Raw genomic sequence first — 3,161 nt, 5'->3', positions numbered from 1 at the left:
TTGATAAGCTAAGACTTTACAACAATGAAAAAGTGATTATTAAAGATTTAAAAAAAATCAAACCTAATCGAATTACTTTAGAAACTCAGGTTATAGGCCTTGACGACACCTATAAAGTTGTCTATCTATTTTATAAGAAAAGTCAGAATAATCAATGGTATATTTATGATGTGGAGTTAGTCGGTGTGAGTATTATTCAAACCTATAGAAAACAGTTTTCTGAGTTTTTACAAACCAAATCTGTCAAACAGCTTATAGAATCGCTCTAAGTTATTCTCTAGCAAGACCATTATATGATCATGAAAAGATGACCTATGCTACATAAATTTTACCAAAAACTGATACTGAAATATCCGTTATCTGTTCTTCTTATACTCATTAGTAGCATCCTCATTTTTGGTATGAATGTCGAAAAACTGGAAATAGACGCTTCTGCAGAAACGCTTCTTTTGAATGATGATAAAGACTTGGCATTTTCCAGAGCTGTAGCAAAACGATTTCAAACCAATGATGTACTTATTCTTGCCTACAAACCAAAACATGATCTACTCTCTCCTGAAAGTCTGCAAACCCTAACACATATCAGTGATACGCTAGAAAAATTACCCAATGTTGAATCTGTAGATTCACTGATCAATGCGCCTTTGTTTTTTTCACCTATAAGAGATATGGATGATCTAATCAATGAAACAAGAACACTTAAAAACTCTGATATCAATCTATCACTGGTTAAACAAGAGTTTTTAACCAGTCCTTTATATAAAGACAGGCTTGTCAATAAAGATTTTACAATATCTTCTATCATCATTCATTTATATCAGGATCCAGAATATTTTACTCTTTTGGAAAAGAGAAATCTTTTACTTGACAAACAAAAAATCTCTTCTCTTACAAAGGAAGAAAAACAAGCTCTTAGCAATGTTACAGTAGCGTTTAAAAAACATAGGGACGAACAACGTATTCTTGACAATAAAAATATTAAAGAAATCCGCTCTCTTATTTCAAAATATCAAGACGATGCTACGTTTTTTTTAGGTGGTGTCCAAATGATCTCCAACGACATTGTTGGATTTGTTAAAAACGATCTATTCCTTTATGGAAGTACTCTTATACTCCTTATTATTCTTGTTTTGGGTCTTGTTTTCAGAAAACCAAGATGGGTGATGCTGCCTATCCTTATCTGCACTCTGTCTGTCATTGCAATTACGAGCAGTCTAGGATTTTTTGGATGGGAGATCACTGTCATCTCTTCAAATTTTATTGCCTTGCAGCTTATTATCACAATTTCTATTGTTTTACACCTTATTGTAAGATATGAAGAACTTTTATCACTCTATCCCCGTGCTTCATCCAAAAGACTTATTTTGCTCACCATGCTTACAAAAGCGACACCTACTTTCTTTGCGATTCTCACTACTATTGCAGGATTTTCTTCACTTCTTTATTCTCATATCCATCCTGTAATCAATCTAGGTTGGATGATGAGCGCAGGAATTACAATGTCACTTATCATTGCGTTTATTGTCTTTCCTACTGTACTTATGCTGCTTAAGAAAACACCTCCTATAAAGCAAAAAAGATCTATGTCATTTATACCTTCTCTGACTGCTAGAATTGTATTACATGATAAAAAAGCTATCTACATCATCTCTATACTTACAATTGTATTCAGTGTTACAGGAGCTTCTCAACTTATTGTCGAGAACAGTTTCATTAACTACTTTAAAAAAGATACTGACATCTACAAAGGCATGAAAATCATAGATCAGGAGTTGGGAGGAACAACACCCTTAGATATCATACTCACTCTGTCAGATAAAAATAGTACATCCTCACCTATTATAGAGACACAAGAAGATACGGAAGAAGAATCAGATTCATTTGAAAATGAGTTTAATACTGTTGAGAACCAGGATCAATACTGGTTTACCGATGAAAAGATCAAGATTATAAAAAAAGTCCATGACTATTTAACACACCTGGTTCAAATAGGAGAAGTACAATCTTTTGCCACGCTTCTTGATACAGGAAAGGTACTCAATGAAAATAAAGATTTAGACAGTATAGATCTTGCTTTGGTCTATCAAAAGCTACCTCAAAAATATAGAGATGTGATACTTACACCTTATGTCAATATCGACAATAATCAACTAAGGTTCACTACACGTATTGTAGACTCCAATGAAGCTTTACGCAGGGATGCATTACTGAAAAAAATAAAAGATGACCTAATACATATTATAGATCCTAATGTCGCAACTGTGCAGCTGTCAAATCTCATGGTACTTTACAACAATATGTTGCAGTCCCTCTTTCATTCACAAATCACTATGATCGGTCTTGTACTGCTCATAGTTTCCATCATGTTTTTTGTACTCTTCAGGGACTTCAAACTCACACTTATCGCTTTAACTGTCAATGTTATTCCCATTGGTATGGTCTTTGGATTTATGGGCTGGCTACACATCCCTCTTGATATTATGACTATTACTATTGCGGCGATTGCTATGGGTATAGGCATAGATGACACGGTACACTATATTCACCGATTTAAGGTTGAGTTTGCAAAAGATAATCGTTACTACTTTAGCATGCACAGAACAAACAACAGTATTGGAAATGCTCTATATTTCACCACACTTGTAATCGTGATAGGTTTTTCTATTTTAACGCTGTCAAATTTGATTCCAACCATTTATTTTGGATTACTTACTATGTTGGTCATGATTGCTGCACTCACATCAGATTTGATACTATTACCAAAACTTTTACTTTTATTCAAGCCATTTAAAAGAATCAAGTAGTTTAAAATCTCATATCATCGTATGAGAATTAATATCGCCTTTTATAAAATATGCTACAATCAAAAAAATAAAATAACGGATCAATAAACTATGTTTCAAGAATTCAAAATAAACAATTTAGAACAATTTCCCAAAGATTTAGATGCTCTTTTAAACAAGCAAAGAGAAATCATCAATAACATCACTGCAAATGATGAAACCAGTTATGAAAAAATTCTTAAACCTCTACAAGACTTAGATGAAGAGTTAGGACTTTTCTTTACTCCTCTTTCACACCTTAACTCTGTTATGAACTCAGAAGAGACACAAAAAGCCTATGAAGAGTCTATCCCTCTACTTTCAAAGTTTCACTCTGAA

2 protein-coding genes and 1 pseudogene are annotated in these 3,161 nt (G+C 33.2%); all 3 read left to right on the top strand.

Translation table 11 applies throughout. The annotated features are described in order from the left end of the window. Positions 1-269 (top strand): ABC transporter substrate-binding protein (locus ABZC96_RS09330; RefSeq protein ID WP_373030669.1); only part of this gene is annotated, 269 nt, incomplete at its 5' end. 45 nt (positions 270-314) lie between these two features. Then, positions 315-2,804 (top strand): RND family transporter, encoded by a 2,490-nt coding sequence (locus ABZC96_RS09325; protein WP_373030668.1) that lies wholly within the window; start codon positions 315-317, stop codon positions 2,802-2,804. A gap of 90 nt (positions 2,805-2,894) precedes the next feature. Further along, positions 2,895-3,161 (top strand): annotated as a pseudogene (locus tag ABZC96_RS09320) (M3 family peptidase); the annotation flags it as partial.

Origin of the sequence: Sulfurovum sp. (assembly GCF_041551015.1) — a bacterium.
Classification (GTDB): Bacteria; Campylobacterota; Campylobacteria; order Campylobacterales; family Sulfurovaceae; genus Sulfurovum.
Note: the sequence above shows the minus strand (reverse complement) of the source record. Positions and strands in the feature narration are given on the sequence as shown.

Excerpts from the sequence above, each read along its gene's own strand:
- ABZC96_RS09325 (WP_373030668.1), top strand. The coding sequence starts at position 315 with ATGCTACATAAATTTTACCAAAAACTGATACTGAAATATCCGTTATCT.